This window comes from Amaricoccus sp., assembly GCF_036846665.1.
GTDB lineage: Bacteria > Pseudomonadota > Alphaproteobacteria > Rhodobacterales > Rhodobacteraceae > Amaricoccus.
This window is the reverse complement of record NZ_DAIUBO010000402.1, coordinates 1-1,830: the sequence shown is the minus strand read 5'-3', so window position 1 is coordinate 1,830 and position 1,830 is coordinate 1. Positions and strand designations below refer to the sequence as shown.

Here is a 1,830-nt window from a genome sequence, read left to right as displayed (position 1 = left end):
CGTCGCCTGCAACCTCTGCGTCGATGTCTGCCCGGTCGAGGATTGCATCACCATGGAGCGGCTGGAGCCCGGCAGCATCGATCCGCGGACCGGGCGGGTCGTCGAGGCGGAATACGCCAATTGGACGACGCATCCGAACAACCCGCTGGCACGCGCGGCGGAATAGGGCGGATGGTCGCCTGGGCCGTGGTCGGGGGGGCGGCGGCCGTGCCGGTCGAGTGCCGGGATCCCGCCGGGGATCACCGGGACGCCGGTGTCGGCGCCGCCGGATGTCGGGCGGGGTGAGCGGGATGGCACGGGTCACGGGGATCGGCGGGTTCTTCTTTCCGGCACGCGATCCGCAGGCGCTGGCGCGCTGGTACACGGTGCATTTCGGGATCGACCCGGTTCCGGGGGATTACGTGACGCCGCCCTGGCGGCAGGAGGCGGGGGATACGGTCTTCGCGCCCTTCAAGGGCGAGCCGGGCGGGTCGGATCCGGCGGAATCGCGCTGGATCCTGAACCTGCGGGTGGACGATCTCGACGGGATCGTCGCGGCGCTGCGCGCGGCCGGCACCATGGTGGAGGTCGATCCGGAGATCTATCCGAACGGCCGGTTCGCCAGGCTGGCCGACCCGGAAGGCAATCCGCTGGAACTCTGGCAGCCCGCGGCGCCGGGAGACGCGCCGGAGACCTGACGGCCGGGCGGCGTCGCGCCGCGGGACGGGGCGCATGCTATTGGTCTTGTGGTAGTTCTTCGAGACGTGGCGCTGGTGGCGCCTCGCCTCTTCGGTTCGGGGAGGCGGCGCGGGCCGCGCGGAACGCGGTCTTTTTCCTGCCCAGACGCCGCGGCGACGGCCGCGTGGAAGGGCCTTCGGTCTCAGGCGGAGCGGTCCACGATCTGGCCGGGGAGGTAGCCGTTGCCGGCCGCGAAGGCGCGGGCGGCGGCGACGATGCGGGCGGCGGCGGGGACCGGCGTGCCGTCCCAGCACAGTTCCTCCTGGCCGGAGGCGATCGGGCGGGGCGGAGCATCCGGCGCGCGGTCGCAGCGCCGACGCCGGTCACCGCCCTCGGCGGTGCGCTGGCCCGCACGCGGCCCCGACGGGGTGCGATCGTGATGGGTCGGCCGCGAGGCGCCGATCAACCGGGCATGGGATGCGGCAATCTTCATCGGTATTCCCCGCAAAAGCATCGAGACTTTTACGAGTATACGCGCGGATTTCCCGCCGGAGAAGGTTCTGCTTTTCAGAAGGTTAAGGGGAGCGCCGTGGTCCCCGGCGCAAAGGGCCGCGCCGGCCGCCCGGAACAGGGGCCGCAGGCGGTCGGGCCGCGCGGATCGGTGTCAGGCGCGGCGATCGAGCATCTTGGACGGATCGACCGGGCTTGCCTCGGCAGGCTGCGGGACCGGCGCCGGCACGGCTTCCGCCGGCCTGATGCCGTCCTGGGCGAGGTCGCGATAGGCGTTGTCGATCAGCTGCGCCAGCACCGGCGAGAGCGGCCGGAAGGTGAGCGCCGGGACGATCTTCAGATCATAGGGGACGGACATGTCCGGGAATCCTCGCTTGGCTGCGTCGCGACCCGCGGCGGCGGCTCGGGACGGGCATGGACCGGCCGGGCGGGATCAGGCCGCACGGTCGAGCACCCTGCCGTTGGCGGCGCCCTGGCCGCGCAGGGCGCCGAGGTGGTCGGCATAGCCCGACGACCCCTTTTCGCTCCAGGAGGATTGCGACTCCTCGGGCGGAACGGAAGGATTTTCGGCGGGTACTTCCCGGCCCGCCAGTCCCGCGATCCAGCCCGCCAGGCGGTCGCGGTCCCGGCGTGCGGCCCGCTGATCGACACGAAGCGCCGGGC

At 72.5% G+C, this 1,830-nt stretch carries 4 protein-coding genes and 1 pseudogene; 2 read left to right on the top strand and 3 right to left on the bottom strand.

Going from position 1 to position 1,830, the window contains the following annotated elements; all coding sequences use genetic code 11:
- A pseudogene (locus tag V7050_RS20840) lies at positions 1-166 on the top strand (NAD-dependent dihydropyrimidine dehydrogenase subunit PreA); the annotation flags it as partial.
- A 124-nt stretch (positions 167-290) separates the two neighbouring features.
- The gene (locus tag V7050_RS20835) at positions 291-677 is read left to right on the top strand and encodes a VOC family protein (protein WP_324370165.1); all 387 of its coding nucleotides are present in this window, start codon (positions 291-293) and stop codon (positions 675-677) included.
- 182 nt (positions 678-859) lie between these two features.
- Here V7050_RS20835 and V7050_RS20830 read toward each other — a convergent pair whose 3' ends face one another.
- The 3 genes from V7050_RS20830 to V7050_RS20820 all read right to left on the bottom strand — a co-directional run.
- Positions 860-1,150: a hypothetical protein gene (locus tag V7050_RS20830; RefSeq protein WP_324370163.1), complete on the bottom strand. Its 291-nt coding sequence runs from the start codon at positions 1,148-1,150 to the stop codon at positions 860-862.
- Positions 1,151-1,321: 171 nt separating this feature from the next.
- Entirely contained in the window at positions 1,322-1,525 is a 204-nt protein-coding gene (locus V7050_RS20825) for a hypothetical protein (protein ID WP_324370161.1), read from the bottom strand.
- A gap of 75 nt (positions 1,526-1,600) precedes the next feature.
- On the bottom strand, positions 1,601-1,830 hold a 230-nt coding region (locus V7050_RS20820), incomplete at its 5' end, for a hypothetical protein (protein WP_324411259.1).